22 protein-coding genes and 1 tRNA gene are annotated in these 22813 nt (G+C 68.5%); 13 read left to right on the top strand and 10 right to left on the bottom strand.

What is annotated here, in order from left to right; genetic code table 11:
* Positions 1-418: 418 nt before the first annotated feature.
* Together ACFRAQ_RS06965 and ACFRAQ_RS06970 are read right to left on the bottom strand one after the other, a co-directional pair.
* Positions 419-1456, bottom strand: coding sequence for a TerC/Alx family metal homeostasis membrane protein (locus ACFRAQ_RS06965; RefSeq protein ID WP_379095083.1), 1038 nt, complete (start codon positions 1454-1456; stop codon positions 419-421).
* 178 nt (positions 1457-1634) lie between these two features.
* Positions 1635-2063, bottom strand: a complete 429-nt coding sequence (locus ACFRAQ_RS06970) for a nitroreductase/quinone reductase family protein (protein WP_379095086.1) — start codon at positions 2061-2063, stop codon at positions 1635-1637.
* A 132-nt stretch (positions 2064-2195) separates the two neighbouring features.
* On the opposite strand from ACFRAQ_RS06970, the gene ACFRAQ_RS06975 reads away from it, so the two are divergent.
* The 3 genes from ACFRAQ_RS06975 (at position 2196) to ACFRAQ_RS06985 (ending at position 4185) form a co-directional block, all read left to right on the top strand.
* Entirely contained in the window at positions 2196-2576 is a 381-nt protein-coding gene (locus tag ACFRAQ_RS06975; RefSeq protein WP_379095088.1) for a DUF4234 domain-containing protein, read from the top strand.
* A 72-nt stretch (positions 2577-2648) separates the two neighbouring features.
* Positions 2649-2722 (top strand) — tRNA-Ile (locus ACFRAQ_RS06980).
* A 764-nt stretch (positions 2723-3486) separates the two neighbouring features.
* Entirely contained in the window at positions 3487-4185 is a 699-nt protein-coding gene (locus tag ACFRAQ_RS06985) for an MspA family porin (protein WP_379095867.1), read from the top strand.
* 89 nt (positions 4186-4274) lie between these two features.
* Here the strand turns inward: ACFRAQ_RS06985 and ACFRAQ_RS06990 are convergent, their stop codons facing one another.
* Entirely contained in the window at positions 4275-5666 is a 1392-nt protein-coding gene (locus ACFRAQ_RS06990; protein ID WP_379095091.1) for an FAD-binding oxidoreductase, read from the bottom strand.
* Positions 5667-5841: 175 nt separating this feature from the next.
* Here ACFRAQ_RS06990 and ACFRAQ_RS06995 point away from each other — a divergent pair, with 175 nt between their 5' ends.
* Together ACFRAQ_RS06995 and ACFRAQ_RS07000 are read left to right on the top strand one after the other, a co-directional pair.
* Positions 5842-6825 carry an alpha/beta fold hydrolase gene (locus ACFRAQ_RS06995; RefSeq protein WP_379095094.1) on the top strand — a complete coding sequence of 328 codons (984 nt, stop codon included), beginning with the start codon at positions 5842-5844 and terminating at the stop codon, positions 6823-6825.
* 37 nt (positions 6826-6862) lie between these two features.
* Entirely contained in the window at positions 6863-7498 is a 636-nt protein-coding gene (locus tag ACFRAQ_RS07000) for a TetR family transcriptional regulator (protein WP_379095097.1), read from the top strand.
* Positions 7499-7680: 182 nt separating this feature from the next.
* Here the strand turns inward: ACFRAQ_RS07000 and ACFRAQ_RS07005 are convergent, their stop codons facing one another.
* Complete coding sequence (locus ACFRAQ_RS07005) at positions 7681-7914, bottom strand: hypothetical protein (protein WP_379095100.1); 234 nt, start codon at positions 7912-7914, stop codon at positions 7681-7683.
* A gap of 203 nt (positions 7915-8117) precedes the next feature.
* Here ACFRAQ_RS07005 and ACFRAQ_RS07010 point away from each other — a divergent pair, with 203 nt between their 5' ends.
* The 5 genes from ACFRAQ_RS07010 (at position 8118) to ACFRAQ_RS07030 (ending at position 10995) form a co-directional block, all read left to right on the top strand.
* On the top strand, positions 8118-8819 hold the full coding sequence (locus ACFRAQ_RS07010; protein WP_379095102.1) for an SGNH/GDSL hydrolase family protein: 702 nt from the start codon (positions 8118-8120) through the stop codon (positions 8817-8819).
* A 66-nt stretch (positions 8820-8885) separates the two neighbouring features.
* Complete coding sequence (locus tag ACFRAQ_RS07015) at positions 8886-9533, top strand: TetR/AcrR family transcriptional regulator (RefSeq protein WP_379095105.1); 648 nt, start codon at positions 8886-8888, stop codon at positions 9531-9533.
* Between the two features lie 54 nt (positions 9534-9587).
* On the top strand, positions 9588-9935 hold the full coding sequence (locus tag ACFRAQ_RS07020) for a hypothetical protein (RefSeq protein ID WP_379095108.1): 348 nt from the start codon (positions 9588-9590) through the stop codon (positions 9933-9935).
* Between the two features lie 14 nt (positions 9936-9949).
* Positions 9950-10279, top strand: a complete 330-nt coding sequence (locus ACFRAQ_RS07025) for a metalloregulator ArsR/SmtB family transcription factor (RefSeq protein ID WP_357278432.1) — start codon at positions 9950-9952, stop codon at positions 10277-10279.
* Complete coding sequence (locus ACFRAQ_RS07030) at positions 10279-10995, top strand: cation transporter (protein WP_379095111.1); 717 nt, start codon at positions 10279-10281, stop codon at positions 10993-10995. The genes ACFRAQ_RS07025 and ACFRAQ_RS07030 overlap by 1 nt, the downstream gene beginning before the upstream one ends.
* A gap of 47 nt (positions 10996-11042) precedes the next feature.
* Here the strand turns inward: ACFRAQ_RS07030 and ACFRAQ_RS07035 are convergent, their stop codons facing one another.
* The 5 genes from ACFRAQ_RS07035 to ACFRAQ_RS07055 all read right to left on the bottom strand — a co-directional run bounded on the left by ACFRAQ_RS07035 (position 11043) and on the right by ACFRAQ_RS07055 (position 15792).
* The gene (locus ACFRAQ_RS07035) at positions 11043-12263 is read right to left on the bottom strand and encodes a VWA-like domain-containing protein (RefSeq protein WP_379095114.1); all 1221 of its coding nucleotides are present in this window, start codon (positions 12261-12263) and stop codon (positions 11043-11045) included.
* Complete coding sequence (locus tag ACFRAQ_RS07040) at positions 12260-13483, bottom strand: AAA family ATPase (RefSeq protein WP_379095117.1); 1224 nt, start codon at positions 13481-13483, stop codon at positions 12260-12262. The genes ACFRAQ_RS07035 and ACFRAQ_RS07040 overlap by 4 nt, the downstream gene beginning before the upstream one ends.
* Positions 13484-13539: 56 nt before the next feature.
* A complete protein-coding gene (locus tag ACFRAQ_RS07045) occupies positions 13540-14928 on the bottom strand; it encodes a hypothetical protein (protein ID WP_379095119.1) in 1389 nt (462 codons plus the stop codon).
* Positions 14929-15053: 125 nt separating this feature from the next.
* Positions 15054-15293, bottom strand: a complete 240-nt coding sequence (locus tag ACFRAQ_RS07050) for a hypothetical protein (protein WP_379095122.1) — start codon at positions 15291-15293, stop codon at positions 15054-15056.
* A gap of 88 nt (positions 15294-15381) precedes the next feature.
* On the bottom strand, positions 15382-15792 hold the full coding sequence (locus tag ACFRAQ_RS07055) for a PaaI family thioesterase (protein WP_379095125.1): 411 nt from the start codon (positions 15790-15792) through the stop codon (positions 15382-15384).
* A gap of 114 nt (positions 15793-15906) precedes the next feature.
* On the opposite strand from ACFRAQ_RS07055, the gene ACFRAQ_RS07060 reads away from it, so the two are divergent.
* Complete coding sequence (locus ACFRAQ_RS07060; RefSeq protein ID WP_379095128.1) at positions 15907-19047, top strand: BTAD domain-containing putative transcriptional regulator; 3141 nt, start codon at positions 15907-15909, stop codon at positions 19045-19047.
* Between the two features lie 51 nt (positions 19048-19098).
* Here the strand turns inward: ACFRAQ_RS07060 and ACFRAQ_RS07065 are convergent, their stop codons facing one another.
* Positions 19099-20487 (bottom strand): serine hydrolase domain-containing protein, encoded by a 1389-nt coding sequence (locus ACFRAQ_RS07065; RefSeq protein ID WP_379095131.1) that lies wholly within the window; start codon positions 20485-20487, stop codon positions 19099-19101.
* A gap of 232 nt (positions 20488-20719) precedes the next feature.
* On the opposite strand from ACFRAQ_RS07065, the gene ACFRAQ_RS07070 reads away from it, so the two are divergent.
* A complete protein-coding gene (locus ACFRAQ_RS07070; protein ID WP_379095870.1) occupies positions 20720-21694 on the top strand; it encodes an alpha/beta hydrolase in 975 nt (324 codons plus the stop codon).
* 111 nt (positions 21695-21805) lie between these two features.
* On the top strand, positions 21806-22786 hold the full coding sequence (locus ACFRAQ_RS07075) for an alpha/beta hydrolase (protein WP_379095134.1): 981 nt from the start codon (positions 21806-21808) through the stop codon (positions 22784-22786).
* Positions 22787-22813: the final 27 nt, after the last annotated feature.

Below are 22813 nucleotides of genomic sequence, written 5' to 3' on the forward strand. Positions count from 1 at the left end.
TCCGTGATCCTGTGTATCGGCTTCGTGAGCGCGCTGAGTTACGGGCTCATAGAGGGCATCCGGTCCGATCTCGAGGTGAAGCGCCGGAGGGAGAGATGGCGGGCCGGGGGAGGCTGGGTCGGTGGCTCGGCCTACAGCGGCGGTTCCGTCAACAGCAGCGGCGGTGTGATCAACTGCGGCGCGGGCGGGGACCCCGGTAGTGGCGGTGGCTGCGGCGGCGGGCACAGCGGCTGCGGTGGTGGCAGCGGCTGCGGTGGCGGAGGTTGCGGCGGTGGCGGCGGCGGAGGGGGTTGCGGCGGCGGTGGTGGCGGCGGGTGCGGTGGCGGCGGCGGTTAGCCACGCGTCCACCGCCCGATCGACTGGATCGAGCGGTGGACGCGGGAACCGGTTCGGCGGCATCGGGTGACGCCGCGTTGGCTCACCGCGGGTCGGCTACGGGTTCGTTCTCCTCGCCGCGAGTGGCGTAGATGCTGGTGAGGGTGACCGTCGTCAGCACCACCACGATCACCACCAGCGAGGCGGCGGTGGGGATGGTCGGAACGCCGCTCCAGATGCCGTGGGCCCAGTGCAGGACCAGCTTCACGCCGATGAAGGCGAGGATGGCGGCCAGACCGTAGGCCAGGTGCACCAGGCGGGACAGGGCGGCGTGCAGGACGAAATACAGTGCGCGCAAGCCGAGTAGCGCGAAGGCGTTGGTGGCGAAGACCAGGAACGGGTCGCCGGTGACGCCGTACACCGCGGGGACCGAGTCGACGGCGAAGACGATGTCGGTGGCCATGACGGCGGCCACGACCAGGGCGAGCGGGGTCAGGACGCGGCGGAACCGGCCGGGCCGGTCCGGGTCGGCTTCCTTCACAGTCATCTTGGTGCCGCGGTAGTCGTCGGTGACCGGCCAGATGCGGCGCAGCAGCTGCACCGACCTCATGTTGGCGACGTCCAGTTCCTGCTCGTGTCCGCCGGCCGCGTCGGCCAGCAGCTTCAGCGCGGTGACCAGCAGGATCAGGCCGAACAGCAGGAACGCCCAGTCCAGGGTGGCCAGGGCGGCCGCGCCCAGGGCGATGAAGATGCCGCGCAACACCAGCGCGCCCGCGATGCCGTACAGCAGCACCCGCTGCGCCAGCGCCGCCGGGACCGCGAACGCCGACAGCAGCAGCATGAAGATGAACAGGTTGTCCACCGACAGCGACTTCTCCAGCAGGTAGCCGGTGAAGAACTCGACCGCGGGGGTGCCGCCGTTGTTGAACCACAGGAACACGCCGAAGGCGACCGGCAGGGCGATGTAGAAGGCCGTCCAGCCGATGGCCTCCCGCATGGACACCTCGTGCGGGCGGCGGGTGAGCGTGAAATCGAGAATCAGCAGCGCCAGCACCGCGGCGATCGTTCCACCCCACAACCAGGGGGTTCCGATGCTGTCGATGACGGGGGTAGCGGCTAGGAGAGTGGGGGTAGCACTCATGGGACCTCCTCGGACATGGCAAACCAGCCGAGGTCTCCTTCACCCGCGGACACCGTGGGCAACCACCCGGGGGACGCGACGGCGCGGCCCGTACTGACCGGAATGGTTCGTGGGAAGTACTCCCCTCTGCCCAGCAGGGTAGCCGACCCTTAGCGGGTCGGTCTACCTGCTCCGCGTTTCAGCGCGGTGTGAGCACCACCACCGCGATCGGCCGCGATGTCATGGTCTGATACTGCGTATAGCGGCCCTTGTTCACCTTGTCGGCCAGCTGGAACCGGCGCGCGTAGTCCGGATTGTTCGGATAGATGGCGGTGGCCGTGACCGGAATCCGCGAGGTCCCGATCTGGATCACACACTCCGGCCGGGCCTTCACATTCGCCAGCCAGCCAGGCGGCCGCGGCGACCCGCCGTTGGAAGCCGTCACCAGATAGTTCTTGCCGTCCTTGGCATAGGTCAGCGCGTTCGTGCGCTCCTGACCGGTCTTCCGCCCCACCGTCCGCAGCAGCAGCGTCGGATTCCCGAACAGCAACTTGTGCCCGATCGCCCCGTGGCTGTTCTCGTAGATCCACTGATGCGCCTTCAGCACGTTCCCGAACAGACTCGACATCCTGTGCCTCCCTGTCGTTGGTGATCGCCTCAGATTAACGCTTCACGATCAGGTCACGATTCTGTGGATACGTTCTGGCAGCCGGCTTCTACCGGGACACGAAAATCGCACGACAACAAAAGGATTCACCCCATGACCACAGCCCTCGCCACACCGATCAAACCCCGCAACCCCGTGCTGGTGTGGCTGGTCTGGCCGCTGTTGACCCTCGGCATCTACTTCCTGGTCTGGTACTACAAGATCCACAAGGAGATGGCCGAACTCCGCCGCGACCCCGAAGCCCCCGTCGCCGGCCCCCTCCTGGTGATGATCCTGCTCTCCTGGACCGGCATCGCCGCCCTGATCAGCTTCTGGCGCACCGGTACCCGCATCAGTCAGTCCCAGCAAGCCGCAGGCCTCGAACCCACCTGCAACCCCCTCCTCGGCTTCCTGCTCAACTTCGTCTTCGGCCTCGGCATCCTCTACTACCAACTCGAACTCAACAAGATCGCCGACGGCCCCACCGCCGCCTGATAGGTCCGACTGGGCATCGCCCCCACCGAAGCGGTAGCATCTCGCGGAGCCCGCGGTGATCTGCAGCGGTCTGGGGCGGTAGCTCAGTCGGTTAGAGCCGTGGACTCATAATCCATTGGTCGCGGGTTCGAGCCCCGCCCGCCCCACTTACCCCCTCTGAGCAGGGGGTTTCGCTGTTTCTGGAGAGGTTTCAATCGGCGCAAGAACAGAGCCAAGCAGACGATCGATGTGTACCTCGTCCATATCGGCTACTTCGCCGATTACCTTCTCTCCGACGCACTTCCGATCGAAGCGTCCGACATCACCCGCGACCATATCGGCGGATACATCGAGACGTTGCTGTCGCGAACGAACGCGCGAGCCGTGCGGCCTACCGCAGCATTCGGACACCCAAGATCATGGCTATGGCGAAAGGTCCGCCACTCGAACCACTCGAAAGCACTGGTAGGGGTGCAGATTGCGCCGTGCCGGTCGGCGGGTTGCGCGTGATCCATTGAGCCCGGTCTGTTTTCCGGCAGTGTATTTATAGGCGGGTATCGGCTCGTCGGCAGGAATTCCCTGATCGACACGCCTTATCGCCGCACTGCTCCTCAGCCTGATGTCTCCGATAGGCTCTATTGCCAGCCAACAGCGGTGTTCCTGTGATATCGGACTTTGGAAGAAGCGCTAGCGCACATCTTCGAGAAAGGATCCAGGTTTGCGGCGTCTACTAATCGTCGCCGCGGCGGGCACGGCCGTGGCAACCCTGGGCGTGTGGGTCTGGGGTACCAACCTGGGCCGAGCCCAGCCGCTCGGCTCGGAGGTAACCGGTTCGGGAGTTCATCTGACGGCATCCGTCGACAGCGTCGGGGTGAATCTGCCCGGTGACCGGACTCCGAATTTCCTCATGACGTTCGCGCATGCCGCGCAGATGTCCGGCGATTACTCGGTCACTGTGGAGGGTGGCCCGATCACCTCCGGTCAGGCCGTCGCAGGGTTCATCCTCGGCTGCGGGATCGGTGTGGCCGGCGGCTTCACCGTCGGAGTCGAGCCCAATCAAGGCTTGGTCGGCGCCCTTGCCCCGACAGTGATCCCTGCGAGCCCTGTCAGCGCGCCGATTGCGACGGCCACTCCCGTGCCGACTACGTCCATCGCTTCCGTCATCACCCCCAGCGCCATCCCACCCAGTACCCGCCCGGCCGGCTTCGCCATAACCACTACCGGCCCAGCCGCTGCCCCAACCACCCCGACGACCCCTACAACCACGACCACCACGACCACCACGACCACTACGACCACCACGACCACCACCCCAACCACGACCACTACCACCCCAACCAGTGCCAGTCCACCCAGCATCGACCTCGGACCCAGTGTCGGTGGAGTACTGGGTCTGATAGAGGTCTTGACGGCCACGTTGGGGCCCGGCCAGGTCACCGTCGCGACAACGGCGACGTCGGCCCTGGACGACACCACCGTGTTCCCGTACCGCATCTCTTTCGACAACGCCGCGTTGAATGTCGCCCAATGCGCCTCGCCGGTGTCGGCCGTCCCCTTCGTTACGGCCACGGTGGGTACCGTGCGGGGGGTTGTACAGACCACCGCCTACGGCGATCAGTTCACCTTCTGATGCCCGGAGCCGCTTCGAGAAGGGTTGGGGGTCAGCGAATCCGGAACGCCGGTCCGCGGGGGCGGAACGGCAGCGCAGCGCCGGCGTACCTACCGGAAGATTTTGCCGGGGTTGAGAATCCCGTCGGGGTCCAGCGCGGTCTTGACCGCACGGTGCATGTCGAGGACCGCGGGGGACAACTCCTGCCGGAGGCCGGACATCTTCAACAGCCCAACGCCGTGCTCGCCGGTGACCGTGCCGCCGAATTCCAGCCCCGCCGTGATGATGTCGTCGAACGCAGCCTGCGCGCGGATGCGCTGCGCGTCGTCGTCGGGCGGGACGATCAGCAGCGGGTGCAGGTTGCCGTCGCCGGCATGCGCTATGTTCGCGATGACCACGTCATGCGCGTCGCCGATCTGTTCGATCCTCGCCAGCATGTCCGGCACATGCTTTTTCGGTACGCAGATGTCCTCGGTCAGCACCGGGCTGAGGCGCTCCATCGCCGGGTAGGCGAGGCGTCGCGCTGCGAACAACGCGTCGGCCTCGGTCTGATCGGTGGACGCCGCCGCCCACGTCGCACCGCCCTCGGTGAAGGACCGCACCATCCGTTCGGCCTCGTCGTCACCGACGGCGCCGGGGGTGTCGATGCGGCCGAGCAGCACCACGTTCGCCTCGGCCGAGATGCCCATCTGCTTCCAGTCATCGACGGCCTGCAGGCACCTTTTGTCGACGAGCTCCAGCGCGGACGGCGTCAATCCCGCGTCGGCGACGGCCCGGATGGCCTTTCCGGCGTCGACCAGGGAGTCGAAGTAGCCGGCGATCGTCCGCTGCTGTTGCTGTAGCGGACGCAGCTTCACGGTGATCTCCGTGATGATGCCGAGCGTGCCCTCGGATCCGACCATCAGCCCGGCGAGGTCATATCCGGCAACGCCTTTCGCGGTCTGCCGACCCAACCGAACCAGCTCGCCGGTACCGGTGACGACCTCGACACCGAGGACATAGTCGCGGGTGACGCCGTATTTGACGCAGCAGATGCCGCCGGCGTTGGTCGCGACGTTGCCGCCGATGGTCGACCACGGCGAACTGGCCGGATCCGGCGGATACCAGAGCCCCTCGGTGGCGCACTCCGCCCGCAGGTCATCGTTGACGACGCCCGGCTCGACGACCGCGATCCGCTCGAGCCGGTCGATCCGCTTGACCGCCGTCATCTGCTCCAGCGACACGATCACGCATCCCGGCACGGCGTTGGCGCCGCCCGAGAGTCCGGTTCCCGCACCGCGCGGTACGACGGGGATGCCGTGCCGCCGGCAGTACCGCACCAGCGCCTGGACCTCGGCCGCCGATCGAGCGCGCAGCACCGCGAGAGCATCGTGGTAGGGCGCCCACGCTGCCTCGTCGTGCTGGTATCGGTCGACGATGTCGGGGTCGGTGACGAAGCGATCCCTCGGGATCTCGTCGCCCAGAGCGGCGATCAGATCCGGCCCATCGACGGCTGCACTCATGTCAGCACCATAGGCCGCACAGGACATCCGTTCCGGGCCTCGAGCGGAAGTTCATCCGTTGAGTGGGACGGTCGCTTCCGGCCTGTCACTTCTCGATCGAATGATCAAGAAGCTGAAATGAACCGTCAAATCGTAGGTTTCCCACGTGGCCTCGAGTCTGCAAAGGCGATTGCAAATGTCTGACGTATTCCTCCCGGAACCGCGGTTCGTCGACACCGACGGGGCCCGCCTCGCGGTCTTCGAGGTGGTGCCGGAGAAGATCACCCGCGACGTGTGTGTCGTTCTCTGCCATGGCTTTCCGGAGCTGGCGGCCTCGTGGCGGCACCAGCTGCAGCCAATCGCGGACGCCGGATTCCACGTCCTGGCACCCGATATGCGCGGCTACGGTCGGTCGACCGGGCCGGAGGATCCCCGTAAGTACAGCATCGCCGAAACCACGGCGGATGTGGCGGCGCTGATCAAGGACGCCGGTTACGAGAAGGCCGTCGTGGTCGGTCACGACTTCGGCGGCATGGTGTCATGGTCGATGCCGTACCTGCGGCCCGATTCGGTCGCCGGCGTGATCACGCTGAACACCCCGTTCGGGTTCTCGGAGCACAATCCGATCGAGCTCTACGAGCAGGTGTACGGACCGCGAAACTACGTGGCGTACTTCCAGACACAGGAGTGCGAGGTTCTGCTCGACAAGGACCCCGCGGCCACGTTCCGGTTCTTCATGCGCCGCGACACCGGCAACGGGACAAACCTGTCGCGCTCGGGACAGCACGATCCGGAGTCGATGTCGTACATCCACTGGCTGCACGACGACGAGTCGACGTGGCCGGGCGAGGTCGTCATGAGCCCGGAGGAGCTGCAATACTACGCGAATGCGTACGCGCGCAGCGGTTTCCGCGGCGGCCTGAACTGGTACCGGAGCATCCTCCGGAACTGGGAAGTGCATACCGAGCGTTTCCCGGACGGCGTGCCGCAGGTGGACGTGCCCGCGCTGATGATCGCGGCACGCCGCGACCCGATCTGCCACCCGATGCTCAGCAACAACCTGCTGCAGTACTTCGAGACGTTCGAGCGCCGGATCATCGACACCGGCCACTGGACGCAGCTGGAGGATCCGGACACCACGACCGCGATGATCGTCGAATGGCTCGACCGCCATTTCTGAGCAGGCCCGTCCGATCGGGGCGGGTAGCCTGGCCGGCATGAATCGCGTGCTGCCGAACCGGCAGGGTGATGCCACCCGGGCGCACCTGATCCGCACCGCGGAAAAGCTCTTCGCCGCCTACGGCGTCGACGCCGTGTCGGTCCGCGCGATCAATGCCGCCGCCGGACAGGGTGCTGCTGCGGTGAACTACCACTTCGGCACCAAGGAAGACCTGCTGTCCGCGGTGCTGCTGGACCTGGGTTCCGCAGTGGTGGAGTCGATTTCGCAGCGGATCGATCGTCTCGAGGCCGGCCCCGCGCCCGACCTCGAGGCGGTCGTGCGGGCGCTGACCGATCCGTACCTGGAATTGCTGCTCGCACATCGGGTTCGGGGTATCCGCTGGACCAAGATCGTCGTGGACGTGTCCCGCGACTACACCCGGCCGGCGATCGCCGACACCCCGCAGGACGAGCTTGCCCAGCGGCTGCGAGCCCAGCTCGGCCGCGCGCTGCCCGATACGCCCGACGAACGGATCGCGCAGCGCTGGCCGATCGCGGTGATGAGTTTTCTGCAGTCGCTCAGCCGCGTGGATCTGTGGTCCAGCAGCCCGAAGATGAGCGATGTGGAGCTCATCGACTTCTATGAGGACCTGGTGTCCTTTCTCATCGGCGGTGCCGAACGCATGCTGCGCTGACCGGCCGATCGGCGATTGGGATCGCGAACGCGGCCGGCCCAAGCTTGTGCGCGGCGGTGCAACGGCACCTTGGCCCGGGGCCTACATGCGGGTTCGAGCCCCGCCCGCCCCACCGCAGCCGCGGTGCGCAGTCCGGAATGCCGAAGCGCCGCAAGGGCGTTCGGCCGCTGGTGCGCCGGCTTTCAGATGTGGTCGACCAGGCCTATGGCACCCTCGGATACGGCGCAGTGCACGCAGCAGAAGAATCGGCCCTCCGACTCCACGCCGTGACCGATGATCTTGACGTTGCAGTGCTCGCAGATGGGTGCCATGCGGTGGATCGCACATTCGAAGCAGTCGAAGACGTGCCGCACTCCCTGAGCTTCGACGACGATCGGCATGGCGTAATCGTTACCGCAAACCTCGCATGCGCTCATGGACCGCACGCTACTCCGCGGGGCCGGTTCGGTGTCCCTGGTTCCAGCTTATGTACGCCTCACCAGGGGCTCGGGAGTCGTGACGCACCCGGTCCCGAGGACGGGTTGCCGCCACTCGAGGTGCGATTTTCGCGGTATCACTCCGCGCGTGTCGCTCAGGAGAAGTCGCGGATGGGGCGTCTCCGCATCCGTTGAGAATGTAAATGGTCGACCGTATGCTTAGTTTCATGACGACGATTGCGCAGCCTCTCACCGAGGAAACCGACCCTCACGTTCTCGCTCCGACAGACCTCGCCGCATTGCTCTTCGGCGCTCCGTGGCGCCGCTATGCCGTGCTCGGAGACAGCCTGTCGGTCGGTGCGGGTGATCCGACGCCCGGTTATGCGAACCTGGGCTGGCCCGCGCGGGTCGAACGCGTGCTCAGGATGGTGAATCCGGATCTGGCCTACCTCAATACGGCCCGCGTCGGGGGCACGACCGCGCAGGCGCTCGAGGAGCAGGGGCGTCGGATCCTGGACTTCAAGCCCGACCTGCTGCATGTGAACAGCGGTGCGAACGACATCGTGCGCCGCAGTCCCGACTGGGAGCGGATCGAGGCGGGACTGCGTGAGATGTATCGGTTCGCCGCGGGTACCGGCGCTCAGCTCGCGGTGTTCACTCTGGGGCGGGCATTCGTGATCCCGGTCTTCCCGGATTGGGCCGAGCGGCTCACCAGGCTCAATGACATCACCCGGAAGCTGGCCGCCGAGTTCGACGCGGTGCTGGCCGATTCCGAGGATCATCCACTCAACGATCGCCCGAATCTGTTGAGCGAGGACAAGATTCACTTCTCGACCTCGGGTCAGGCGATCCTGTCGACGATCATGGTGCGCGAACTGGCGTTCCGGGTGGAGGCCGCGTCCTAGGTCTGGGTGTGGGACCGCTCCGGCGGGGCAGGTAGGTAACGTACGATCGGATGTATGTCTAGTTCGATGACGCCGGCCGTGGGTGCCACGGCATCGGACGCTGTCGGTGAGATCACCGACAAGCGACTCCTGCGCGGCGCTCGGACCAGGCAGGCCGTCCTCGCTCACGCCGTGGACATGGCATCGCTGGACAATCTCGAGGCGCTGAGCTTCGGGCGGCTCGCCGCCGAAGTGGGGCTCAGCAAGGCCGGTATTCAGACCCTCTTCCGGACCAAGGAAGCGCTGCAGCTGGCCACCATCGAGCATGCCCGCCGCATGTTCATCGACTTCGTGATTCGCCCGGCGAATGCGAAATCACGTGGCGTGGAACGCTTTCGCGCATTGATCGAACGCTGGATCGCCTATGCCGAACAGCCCTTGTTCGAGGGTGGCTGTTTCCAGGCGGCGAATCTCGCGCTGTACGACAGCCGGCCCGGCGTGTTGCGCGACAAGCTCGCGCAGTATCAGCAGGAATGGGTGGACGTGCTGTCCGCGGAATTGGCGTGCGCCGTCGAACGAGGCGAAATCGCGCACCTGGATACCGATCTCGCCGCATTCCAGATAGACGCCGTGCTGCGGACGGCGAACACTTCCATGCGCCTCGGTGACCAGACCGTCGAGGGCAAGATCCACCGTGTCGTCGAGCATTTCCTGGTGCCCGCCGGCAAGGAATAGGCCAACCAGCGCATCGCTGTACCGGCGCTTCGTCATGTCACCAAAGACGCGACGGTGACTCGGATTCCAGACCTGTTCGGAGCGCTGATCCCGGCGATCGGTCTCGGCGCGCTGGCGCTCGCGCTGGTGAAGGGGCAGGAGTGGGGTTGGTCGGGGAGCTCGACGCTCATCGCCTTCGCGGCGGCCGCAGTTGCCGCGGCGCTGGCGATCGCCCGAGTGCTCACCCCCTATGTGTCGCCCATCGTCGATCCGAACTCGATGAAGGTTCGAACCTTCTTCTGGGCCAATGTGACCGTCCTGCTGTCCGCCGTAGGTCGTGTCCTGACCGCAGGTCCGGAACGCGATCTGAAGCTGCCGCCTCTCCCTCGGGAAGGTTCATCATTTTCTGAATACAGATTCTGATGTACTGTCGGAGGGTGGACACTCTGCTGCACCGTGATGCGCTCGCCCGGTTCGGGCATGCCCTGTCGGATCCGACGCGGACCCAGATACTGTTGAGCTTGCGGCGGGAACCGGGTTATCCGTCCGAGCTGGCGGAGCGGATCGGGGTGTCGCGTCAGATTCTGTCGAATCATCTTGCGTGCCTGCGGGGTTGCGGACTCGTCGTCGCGGTGCCGGAGGGGCGGCGGTCACGGTATGAGCTGGCGGATGCGCGGATCGGGCGGGCGCTCGATGATCTGACCGGGCTGGTGCTGGCGGTCGACCCCGCGTGTTGTGCGGCGGCCGAGGCCGAAGGGTGCTGCTGATGTCGGCGTCGCTGGGGATGCCGTCGCTGCCGTCGGCGGTGGTGGTGGGGCCATCGCCGGAGCGGCGGGCGGTGCTGGCGAGCCGGATTCGCTGGTTCGTGGCGGCGACCATCGGTTACAACGTGGTCGAGGCGCTCATCGCGCTGAGTGAGGGCACTCGGGCGTCGTCGACGGCGCTGATCGGGTTCGGGCTGGACTCGGTGATCGAAGTGTCCTCGGCCGCGGCGGTCGCGTGGCAGTTCGCGGGCCGGGATCCGGAGCGACGGGAGCGGACCGCCTTGCGGATCATCGCGTTCTCGTTCTTCGCGCTGGCCGCGTACGTCACGGCCGACTCGGTGCGCGGGCTGGTCGGTGCCGGGGAGGCTCGGCATTCACCGATCGGTATCGCGCTGGCGGCGGTGAGTCTGGTTGTGATGCCGGTGCTGTCGTGGGCGCAGCGCCGGGCCGGGCGGGAACTCGGGTCGGCCTCCGCGGTGGCCGATTCGAAGCAGACGCTGCTCTGCACCTACCTGTCCGCGGTGCTGCTGGTCGGACTGGTGGTCAACAGTGTGTTCGGCTGGTCGTGGGCCGACCCGATCGCGGCTCTCGTCATCGCCGCCATCGCGATGCGGGAAGGTGTCAACGCGTGGCGCGGTGACACCTGCTGCCCGTCGCCGACCGCGCTCGGAGCGGGCGCCCGAGCGGCGGACCGTGATTGCGACTGCCGCGAGCACTGAATCCGATGGCGCGGCGGCGTTGTTCGACCGTGTCGTTGCCGCGAATGTCAGCCGATCTCGACGACACGGGCCCAGGATGGGGGCTGGTCGGGGATGTAACCCGTGTCGTCGTCGGTCCAGGTGATGGGTCGGCGGAAGAGGCCGACCACGGTCCGGGCGGACGGGCGGTGCGTGGGCCAGGGGGTTTGGCCGTCGGTGAGGACCACCAGGACGTCCGGGCGGGGTTGGGCGCGTGCGGCTTTGGCGAAACCTGTACAGAGGTCGGTGCCTCCGCCGCCGATCAGGGGGATGCTCTCGGAGTGGCAGAAGGGGCCCGCGATGTGGGCGGCGGCGTCGCAGGAGATGACGGTGAGGAGGTCTTTGCGGCCGCCGAGAGTGCGGGCTATGGCGGTGGTTTCGAGGAGGGCGCTGCCCAGTTCGGTGTCGCTCACCGAGGCTGATGTGTCGATGATGACGGTGACGTGGGGTGGGGTTCGGCGCAGGGTCGGGAGGATGGTTCGGGGGAGGGCGGTGGCGCGGCGGGAAGGCCGCGAGTAGGTGTGGGTTTCGCCGAGGCCGGGGGCGGAGGCGGCGGAGCGGAGGGCCGCGCCGAGGAGGTCTCGCCAGGGCTGGGGTGGGTGCAGGGCGCGGTCGGCCCAGCGGCGCCAGCCTTCGGGGGCATCGCCGGGCCGGCCGACGATGCCTTGGGCGACACGGAATTTGACGGCGTCGCGTTGTTGTTCGGTGAGGGCGTCGGTGCCGTCGGGGCCCAGGTCCCACTCCCGGTCGAGGCCGTCGGCGCCGCTGCCGCAGTCGAGCCAGGCCAGGTGCTGGGTGGTGACGGTGAGCCGGAATTGGTGGAGGTAGTCCTCCATCAGCTCGCCCGAGGAGAGGCCGAGGGTGGCGGGGGTGACCGCGTCCTCGGGCTGGATCAGGCCGTCGCCGAACGCGTCGTCGTTGATCTCGGCGTCGGCGGCGATGTTCATGCGGAGGCGTTCGGCGGGGCCGGACAGGTTGTGGGCCTGCGCGAACCGATCGCTGCGACCGTGGTGGTCGCGGAGCAGATGGGAAACCTCGTGCACGAGAATCGAAGCCAGGTTCTCGACAGGGGTGTGGTCGACGAAGGCGGGGGAGACGTAGCAGCGCCAGTAGCGGTCGACGGCCATGGTGGGGACGCGGCGGGATTCGACGATGTTCAGGGCGTAGAGGGCCGTGGCGAGGTACGGGCGAGCGCGGACGGCCAGCAGGCGGGCGGCGAAGAGCTTCTCGGAGTCCAGGATCGGGGTCATCGGCCCACCTGCGCGGTGATGCGGGCGGCCGCGCGGTCCGCGCCCTGGGAGACCGAGACCATGCCGGTGAGGCGTTCGATCGAGGCGGGGACGTCCCAGGTTTCGTGGCGCACACTCGCGAGGGTGGTGGCGGGGACGACCACCAGGTCGGGTGCGCCGGTTTCGGCGGCCTTCGCCAGCAGCACCCAGGCGGCGTCCCACCGTGCCTTGGTGCGGCGGCCGCGCACGGCCGCCACCACGGCGTCGAGAGCGGCCTGACGCAGATCGCCGCGGGTCGGCAGTTCGGCGGCGTCGGGATCGGCGAGCAGCAGCTCGGGGTCGGGGAGATCCATGCGGTCGATACTGGTGAGCAGCTCGAAGCCGGGGCCGTCGCCGACCGAGCCGCGGACCAGCAGAGACAGCACGTCGCGACTCGCGCCCGCGGCGGTGGCGAAGGCGATGAGCCGCACCGTCATCTCCCAGCTGCGCGGGGACGGCCACGCGCCGCCACGGCGAGCCTCGCTGCTGGGCAGCTGGTGCACGAGCTTCGGGCGGCCCGCGAGCAGGCCGCACACCGCGCGACGGGCGAAATCCACAGCCTCCGGGAACTTTTCGGGATCGAGCGTGGGCAGCGTCGCGTACGGCCAGGTCCCGCCGAGACCGCGCACCACCACCTCGTGGTCGTGCACCCAGTTCAGGTGCACGAACCGGTTGGCCAGTGGCGGGCTCAACTCCCAGCCGTCGGCCGCCGAGGAACGCGGGTTGGCGGCGGCCACGATACGGACGCCCGGCGGCAGTCGCAGGGTGCCGATCCGGCGTTCCAGCACCAGGCGGAGCAGCGCGGCCTGGACGGCGGGCGGCGCGGTGGACAGCTCGTCCAGGAACAGCAGGCCGCGCCCGGCGCGCACCAGGCGGACGGCCCACTCCGGCGGGGCCATGGGGACGCCCTGGGTGGCGGGATCGTCGCCGATGATCGGCAGGCCGGAGAAGTCCGACGGTTCGTGCACGCTGGCGATCACCGTGGTGAGGGGGAGGTCGAGAGCGTCCGAGAGTTGGGTCAGGGCGGCGGTTTTGCCGATGCCCGGCTCGCCCCACAGGAGGACCGGCAGGTCGGCGGCCACGGCCAGGGTGAGGGCTTCGAGCTGGAGATTGGGCCGGGGCTCGGTGGCGACATCGCCCAGCAGGGTCAGCAGGTCGCCCGCGATGGCGAGTTGGGAATCGGAGTGGGCTTCAGAGGACATGCGTGAATCACCTTGGGAGTTCAGAGGAATGGGAAGAGACGCGACGATCGCGGGGATCAGCGGAAGGTCGCGTTTCGCGGATGGGCTCGGTGCTTCGGCCGGGGCATGCACGGGAACGGCTTGGCCAGACCGGATCGGAACAGGCCGTAGGTGATCCGCTGGCGCGCGGCCGCCTCCAGCTCGTCGCGCAGCGCGCCCTCGCGTAACAACGCGTCGGGACCCAGAGCGCGCTCGACAACGGTCAGCGCACCGGCCGTGTCGCCGTGCATCAACCGTTCCCGGACATCGGACAGCCAGTCCGGTCGCCGGTGGGCCCGGTCGATCGCCTGGAGACAGGGCAGGGGAGTTCCGGTCAGGGCGACCAGCAGCTCTTCTCGCCGGACCTCGGCGGGATCGTGATCCAGGGCAGCCAGCACCCCGTCCACGAGTGCCACCCGATGCAGCTCGCCGCGGCACTCCACCACCAGTGTCCGGCCGTCCTGAGCTGCGCCACCGGAGGTTTCGGACCTCGAATGGCCCGGGTCCAGTGCCGAGGCGACCAGTGGATGCAGCCGATCGGCTGTGATCGCACCCGCGCGCATCAGCTCCAGATCGGGCAGCATCCAGGTCGCGGCATCGGGCAGCACAGGTAGCCCGGTCATCTCGCCACGCGGATATCGCTCGGCGATTCGCACGTCGGGAGGATCGCCTGCGTGCGAGGGCAATTCGAGGACGATCCGCCGCCGCACCCCGGCCCGTACGAGAACCCGGCCGTCCGCACTCCGTTCGGCGCGCAGCAGGATCCCGGCCTCGTCGGACCACCGATCCACGGCGCAACCGGGCGGGGCCGCACCCGAGAGTTGGTTCTCGATGTCACCCGGGCTGTCGAGTCGCACTGCCCCGGAACGTATTCGGAGCTCGTCGCTGCGACGGGAGTCCCACAGGTGGCGATGAAGATCCAGCCGATACCGCCGGTCCGGCCGGGGATGCGGATGCAATGTGCCGACGTCCCGGTCACCGGATCCGTCCCACAGCGCGAGGCTCACCCGTTGGCCGGCATCCGCCCACGCGGGCGCGGTCCGCGCCACCAGATGAACCGAACCTGCTTCGCCGCAACCGTTTCCGTGCTCGTCGCCGCCGTACCGGGCCAGCGACATCGTCAGCCCGGGCCGCAGCAATCCGTCAGGAGCGACCCGTGGCAGATGCCAGCGCAGCAGATCCGGCGCCAGACTTCGCAGATCGTCTCGCACGCGAGCGGCAAGTCCTCGCCCGTGCACCCGGGTGACGGTCCGCAGATCGATATCCACATCGAAACCCGCTGCGGCACAAGCCCCAGCCCAATCGCCGACGCGTCGCCGAGCGGTAGCGGTCTCGATCATGGAGGGCGGCACGGCGAACTCCCGCACGCGCAGCCAGAATGAATGTCGGGAAGTTGTCCCGTTCGCGGTGGATGGGTGCATCAGCACTCACCACAAGCGAACGAAACCCCCAATCCTTGATGGGAATGAGTAGTCATCGAGCAGATCATAACGCCCAGACTCGATCCGGGCCACCCGGCCGGATCGAGGGGGGTCGGCATCCGCTCGGGGAATCAGAGGACGGTGCAGTGGGACGGGGGCGCGGTTTCGGCGGCGGAGCTGGTCATGGTGCCGCCCTTGAGCTGGCACAGCAGCATTTGGAGGCCGAGGCCGGCCACAGTGCCCGAGCCCGAGGCGGAGCCGCTGTCGGCGACGGGCGTCGCGGCGGGCTCGGGCGCCGCGGAGGCGGTGGCGGCCAGCGGGCCGAGGGCGAGAAGTGCGCTGGTGGAGGCTGCGGCGATGAATCGGTTCACTGAAGGTCCCTTTCGACGGGACGAACAGTAGTTGCGGTCGTTCCGATTGGAACGACCGCAACTTTGGGGGCATCGCGTGAGAGCCGGGTCAGAGCACCGCCTGGGTCTGCGTCACCTTGGCGACGAGAGCGCCCGCGTCATCGCGGATCTCGGTCTCCACGACGATGAAGCTCCGGCCGGCGTGCAGCGGTGTGGCGGTGGCGGTGGCGTGACCGGACCGCAGGGCTCGCACGAAGTTCGTCTTCGACTCCACGGTGGTCGTACCCTGCTTGCCCGCCGGAAGATTCAGGTACGCGCACACCGCCGCGGTGGCGTCGGCCAGCGCCATCAACGCGCCGCCGTGCATGGAACCACCCAGCGTGCACAGGTTCTCGCGCCAGGCCAGCCGGCTGCGCACGAGTTCCGGGCCGCAGTCGAGAACCTGCACGCCGAGGCCCTCGGTGAACGGCATGGTGGCGAACAACTGGGAGCCGATCGGATCGTCGGAGATATCGGTCATGGGATCGACTGTGCCCGGCGCGGCGCCCGGAGTCGATTACCTCCGGGGTAATCGGCTGTGCCCCGCCGCGATCGGAGACCGGTGCCGGGCCGGTGTGTCTGGAAGACTCGCCGGGTGCAGGTGAGTGTGCTCGGACCGGTTCGGGTCCATGCGGAGGACGGGACCCGGGTCGAGATCCCCGGCGTCCGGGTGCGAATGCTGGCGGCGCGATTGGCGCTGGAGTCGGGGCGCGATGTGTCCGTCGCCGCGCTCGTCGACGGACTCTGGGGTGAGGAGCCGCCCGCCGAGGCGTCGGGCGCGCTGCAGGCGCTGGTGTCGCGGCTGCGCAAGGCCCTGCGCGAGGTGGGCGCCGTCGAATTCGGGCCCGGCGGCTACCGGCTGCCCGGGGTGAGCGTGGATGCCGATCGGTTCGAGGATCTGGTGCGGCGCGGACGGCAGGAACTGGCCGCGGGCCGTGCCGAACCGGCCGCCCGCCTGCTGGGCGAGGCCCTCGCGCTGTGGCGCGGGCCCGCTCTCGGCGATGTTCTCGACGCCCCCTACGCCCAGCCCGCCGCGACCCGGCTCGACGATCTGCGGGCCGCCGCCCTCGAGGACCGCTTCGAGGCCGAACTGCGGTTGGGCCGCCACGCCGAGGTGCTCACCGACCTCGAGGTCGCGGCCTCCGGCAATCCGCTCGGCGAACGGCTCGCCGCGCTGCGCATGCGGGCCCTGGCCGCGGCCGGACGGCAGTCCGACGCGCTGGCGGCCTACGAGGAGACGCGGGCCCGGCTCGACGAGGAACTGGGCATCGACCCGTCGGCGATCCTGCGCGAAACCCACCTGGCCCTGCTGCGCGGCGAACTCGAAAGTCCGCCCCCGCGACGAGAAGCCGCGACCCGGAAGCTCCCGGCCCGCCTCACCGGATTCGTCGGCCGCGAAGCCGAGATCGCGGAAGTGACCGGGCTGCTGGCGGATTCACGACTGGTCACCATCGTGGGACCCGGCGGCGCGGGCAAGACCCGCCTCGCGCTCGAGGCCATGGACCGGCCCGGCGCCGGCGCGGTGTTCTTCGTCCCGCTGGCCGAACTGGGCGCACCCGACCAGCTCGCCGACGCCGTCGCGGGCGCTCTCGACAGTGACGCCGCCGAACGTCCCGGCAAAGCCGGTCGGCTGATCGAACTGCTCGACGTCGGCCCTGCCGTGCTGGTGCTCGACAACTGCGAGCATGTCGTCGCGGCCGCCGCCGGGCTCGCCGAGACACTGCTGGATCGGCTGCCGCAACTGTCGGTGCTCGCCACCAGCCGTGAACCCCTCGCCATCACCGGCGAGACACTGTGCCACCTGGGGCCGCTCGAGGTCCCTGCCGAGGCAGCGGATGTCACTGCGGCCCAACGCTCCTCGTCGGTGCGGCTCTTCGTCGAACGCGCCGCCGCCATCCGTCCCGGCTTCACACTCGACGACGACACCGTCGCGCCGGTGGTGGAGATCTGCCGCCGACTCGACGGCCTCCCGCTGGCCCTGGAACTGGCCGCGGCGAAACTGCGCGCCATGAACGTCGACCAGGTGGCCCGGCGGCTCGGCGACCGCTTCCGGCTGCTCACCTCCGGCAGCCGCACCGCCCTGCCCCGGCAGCGCACCCTGCTCGCCCTGGTCGAATGGAGCTGGGACCTCCTCGAAGAACCCGAAAGGATCCTCGCCCGCAGGCTTTCCGCGTTCCCCGGCGGGGCGACCGCCGAAGCCGTCGAGATCGTCTGCGGCGACGAGGAACTCCTGGCCGACGACCTGCTCTACCTCCTGGACGCCCTGGTCGAGAAGTCCCTCGTCACCGTCAGCTCCGACGATCCACCGCGCTACCGCATGCTGGAGACCATCCGCGCCTACGCCGCCGACCGGCTCGCGTCCTCACCCGACCACCTCACCGAGCCGTTCACCGACTACTACCTGACCCTCGCCGAGCAGGCCGAACCTCACCTGCGCGGCACCGAACAGCTCGCCGCCATCGCCCTCTTCGACGCCGAACACGCCAACCTGGCCGCCGCGCTGCGCACCGCGCTGGGGGAACCGGCGTCGCCGGAGATCGCGTCGCGGCTGGTACGGGCACTGTTCTGGTACTGGGGGATCCGGGGGATGAGCACCCAGTTCGAGAGCTCGCTCGCCGGAGTCCTGAGCCTCGCGGACCAGCTGCCGGAATCGGCGCGCGCCGCGTTCCGGGTCATCGCCCTGATGGCCGGAGCCCCGCCCGCCGGAAGCTCGCTGCCGACCCTGATCGAGGAATGCGTGGCAGCCGGTGGACTGGAATTCCATCCCGCCGTACCGCTGTGGACCGCATTGCTGGCCGCCCGCGCCGAGGACGAGAAGCTCGCCGAACGACAGCTGAAGCAGGCCATGACCTGGCCGGATCCGTGGGTGCGGGCCAGTGCGCAGTTCGCCCGCGACATCGCGCTGACCGGGGAGGGGCGGCTCTCGGAAGGCGTCGAGGCCCGGCGAGAAGCATTGCGGGGCTACGAGATCGTCGGTGATCGCTGGGGCCTGGGCATGGCCCTGCTCGCGGACGGACGCGCCCACGCGGGGGCGGGCGAGCATGATCGGGCCCTCGCCGACTACGCCCGCGCGGTCACCCTGGCATCCGAACTCGGGACCGAGGACGATATCGCCGCCGCTCGCACCGCCCTCGCGGAAGAACGAATGCGCGGCGGTGAACTCGCCGAGGCGGCCCGCGATATCGAGGCCGCGCAACGACTCGCCGCCGACCAGGGCCTGGCTCGGCTGGGCGCGGTGATCCTGTTCATCAGTGCCGAATTGCATCGCCGCACAGGTGATCTCGATCGGTCCGGTCGCGATCTGGATCAGGTCGAACAGCGGATTCGCCACCTGCCCTATCCGGAGTCCATGGCAGCCAACCAGATAGCGGTCGCGCGGCTGCGGAATCACCTCTCGGGCGCGGATGTCGAGTCCGCTCGTGCTCTCCTCCCGCAGGTGATCGAAGGCTCGTTCGTCCACGGCGATTCCGCCCTGACCGCGCACGCGCAGGCTCAGGCCGCCGAACTCGTCGCGAGACTTCTTCTCCTGGAGGACGATCCGACAGCGGCCGCCACGGCCCTCGGTCTCAGCGAGGTCATCCGCGGCATCTTCGATCACGGAGAACCCGAGCTGGCCACTCTCGTCGCCACCCTCACCGAGCGTCTCGGCGAGGACGCGTACCGCCGCGCGTACCGACTCGGAGCCGATCTGTCCAGGCCGGAAGCCTTGGGCCGCTTGACGCGAGCTGTGGGCTGACGCCACGACAGCGCCGACCCGGCAAGGGGCGGCGCTGTCGATGCGTGCCGTTCAGGACACCCTGCCGAACAGTCGCCCGGCCAGATCCACGCCGGAGATCTGCCCGCCGGCGTCCCGGCTGAAGAATCCGCGCTGACCCTCGAAAGACCCCGCGGTGATCACATATTCGTCCCCGTCACCCGGCAGGATGCCGAACGGGAACGGCGGGTGATCCTGCGGGATCTCCGCGCCCCCGGCGGCCCGGATCTCCGGCTTGACCTTGCAGTCCAGGTACAGCTGATCGCCCTCGGCGTAGCAGGTCATGGTCATGGCGTCGATGTCGTACACGCCCGACAGCTCCCGGACGCGGGTGGCGTCGAACGGCACCGGCACCGGGTCCTGGTCGACCACGCCCAGGTAGTGCTCCAACGCCCAGCGGACGATGGCCTGGTTGGCCGGAATACCGTCCGGGCCGGCATTGGAGAGCACCACGATCGCGAAATCGCGCTCCGGCGCCAGCTGGAAGTCCGCGAACTGGCCGAACCCGGAACCGCCGTGCCCGGCCATACGGACCCCGTCCACGTCGCGCAGCATCCAGCACAGGCCGAACGCGTCGGCGAGGGTGCTGTTGCGCAGCGTGACGGTCGGCTCCCGCATGGCGCGCAGCAGGTCGGTGGGCAGCACGGTCTCACCGTGCGCGCCGCGGCCGTCGCCGAGGTGGAATCGGCCCCAGCGCAACAGATCCGACACCGTGGCGCCGATGCCGCCGCCGGGATTGTTGGCGCGGGTCCCCTTCCAGACCCGCGCCACCTCGAGAGTCCCGTCCTGCCGGCGTTCGTGCCCGGCCGCGAAACGGCGGGTCATGATGTCGCCCTGGAAGTAGTGGCTCTCGGTCAGCCCGACCGGCGCGAAAACCGTGTCGGCGACGACCTTTTCGAACGGCTCGCCGGTCACGTTCTCGATGACGCGGCCCAGCAGGTTGAAACCGGCCTGACTGTAGGACGCGCGCTCACCGGGCGCGGCGAGCAGCGGCAGCTCGGCCAGCGACGCCACGAACGCGGCCAGCCCGTCCTCACCCTCGCCGGTGTTGTTGATCAGGTTCCACTCGAACCCGGCGGTGTGGTTGAGCAGCTGCGCGACCGTGACGGTGGCCGCGGCGTGCTCGTCGAGCAGATCGAGCTCGGGAACGTAGGCGCGGACCGGCGCGTCGAGGTCGACCCGGCCGTCGGCGACGAGGCGCAGCAGCGCGGTGGCGGTGAAGGTCTTGGAGGTCGAGCCGATCGCGAACACGGTGTGTTCGGTCACCGGAACCGGGTTCTCGATGCTGGTCACGCCGACCGTGGCGTGGATCTCACGGCCGCCCGTCCAGATACCGACGGCGATGCCCGGCATGTCGTACCGCGCGGCCGTGGCCTCGACGAAAGCGGTCAGAGCGGCGTCGGAAGTGGTGGTCTGTGTCATGTCCATGACGATGCCGACCGGCGCTGACAGCTCACCGACAGTGCGCTGACAGCCGCTGACCGGGGTTCTCAGCCGCCACTCAGTTTCGAGCCAGCAATTACTTAGACGAGATCGGCAAGGTGAGGCGCTGAGTCGTAACAAGCTGGAAAACACTGCCGAAGGAGAAAGCGTGCGTTCAACGAAGATCTGGGGCAGTGGAGTACTCGCCTTGACCGCAACCGTTCTGCTACCAATGGCCGCGGGTGCCGCCTGGGCCGACCCGGGCGCCTCGGTGGACTACGCCGGGGCCTCCACCGACGGCTCCCGCATCGCCTCCAGCAAGCCCACCGATGCGCGGAACCTGACATTGCAGGTCTATTCGGCCGCCATGGACAAGAACATCCAGGTCGACGTGCAACGAGCCGCCGACACCTCGGGGCCCACCCCGGTGCTGTACCTGCTCAATGGCGCGGGCGGCGGCGCCGACACCGCGACCTGGCGCAAACGCACCGACGTCCTGAACTTCCTGTCCGACAAGAACGTCAATGTGGTGCAGCCGGTCGGCGGCGCGTTCAGCTACTACACCGACTGGCGTGACCCGGATCCCACACTGGGCGTGAACAAGTGGACGACCTTCCTCACCCAGGAGCTGCCCCCGCTCATCGACGCGGCCTTGAACACCAACGGGCGCAATGCCATCGCGGGTCTGTCCATGGCGGGCACCTCGGTGTTGCAGTTGCCCATCGCCGCGCCGGGCCTGTACAAATCGGTGGCCGCCTACAGCGGTTGCGCCCAGATCAGCGATCCGCTCGGCTACAACTTCGTCAATATGGTCGTCGCCGCGGGCGGCGGTGACAGCAAGAACATGTATGGCCCCCAAGGCGATCCGGAATGGGCCGCCAATGATCCCTACCTGCACGCCGATCAGCTACGCGGCCTGGATCTGTTCATCTCCAGCGGATCCGGCATGCCAGGCGAATGGGATACCCTCGACGGCCCGCACACCCTGCCCGGTGCGGGCGGCCTGATCAACCAGCTCGCCCTCGGCGGCGGGCTCGAGGCCGCCACCAATTACTGCACCCACAATCTGAAGGTCAAGCTCGACGGCCTCGGCATTCCGGCCACCTACGACTTCACGCCCACCGGCACCCACTCCTGGGGGTACTGGGAGGACGCGCTGAAGAAGTCGTGGCCGGTCCTGGCATCCGGTCTGGGCCTGCCCGCCTGATCGGGGTGGTCGCGGGACGGCCACAGTGCGGTCACCGGGGGTGGAATCCGGCCCTGACCGGCGGCGCGGAATCGTACCCTCAGGCATAGTTCCATCGCCGAAGGAGACACCGTGCGATCGACAAATGCCCTGGTCAGAGCACTATCCGCCGTGGCCGCAACCCTCCTGCTCACGACCGCCGCGGGCACCGCCGCCGCCGAACCCGACACCGCCGACGCGCGCCTCCAGACACTGTCGGTCCATTCCGACGCCATGGGCCGCGACATCCAGGTCGAAGTGCATCGCGCCGCCGACACGTCGCAGCCCGTCCCGGTGCTCTACCTGCTCGGCGGCGCGGGCGGCGGCGCCGGCGCGGTGAACTGGCAGACCGCGACCGACGCGATGGACTTCCTGGCCGGAAAGAACGTCACCGTGGTGGCGCCGATCGGCGGCGACTACACCTACTACACCGACTGGCGCGAGCCCGATCCCGTTCTGGGCGTGAACAAATGGCGGACCTTCCTCACCCAGGAGCTGCCGCCGGTCGTGGACCGCGAACTGAACGGCAACGGGCGCAACGCGATCGCGGGCCTGTCCATGGCCGGCACCTCGGTGCTGCAACTGGCCATCGCTGCACCCGGGCTGTATCGATCGGTCGCGTCCTACAGCGGCTGCGCCCAGATCAGCGACCCGCTGGGCCATCATTTCGTGAGCACCGTGGTGGAGAAGGGCGGCGGTGACCCGGAGAACATGTACGGGCCCGCGGGCGATCCCGAGTGGGCGGCCAATGATCCCTTCCTGCACGCCGATCAGCTGCGCGGCCTGAATCTGTTCCTCTCCAGCGGATCCGGGCTGCCGGGCCGATGGGATCTCCCGGGCGGCCCCCACACCCTGCCCGGCCTCGACGGCTGGATCGACCAGCTGACCCTCGGGGGCAGCATCGAAGCCGCCACCGACTACTGCAGCCACCATCTCGCGGCCCGGCTCGAGTGGCTCGGCATTCCCGCCACCTGCTTCTTCACGCTCACCGGCACCCACTCCTGGGGCTACTGGCAGGAAGCGGTGAAGCAGTCGTGGCCGGTGCTGGCGGCCGGGCTGGGACTGCCCGCCTGAAACAGCGAAACCGGCTTGCCCCCCAGG

The sequence above is a fragment of the Nocardia sp. NPDC056611 genome (genome assembly GCF_042792755.1).
Lineage (GTDB): Bacteria > Actinomycetota > Actinomycetes > Mycobacteriales > Mycobacteriaceae > Nocardia.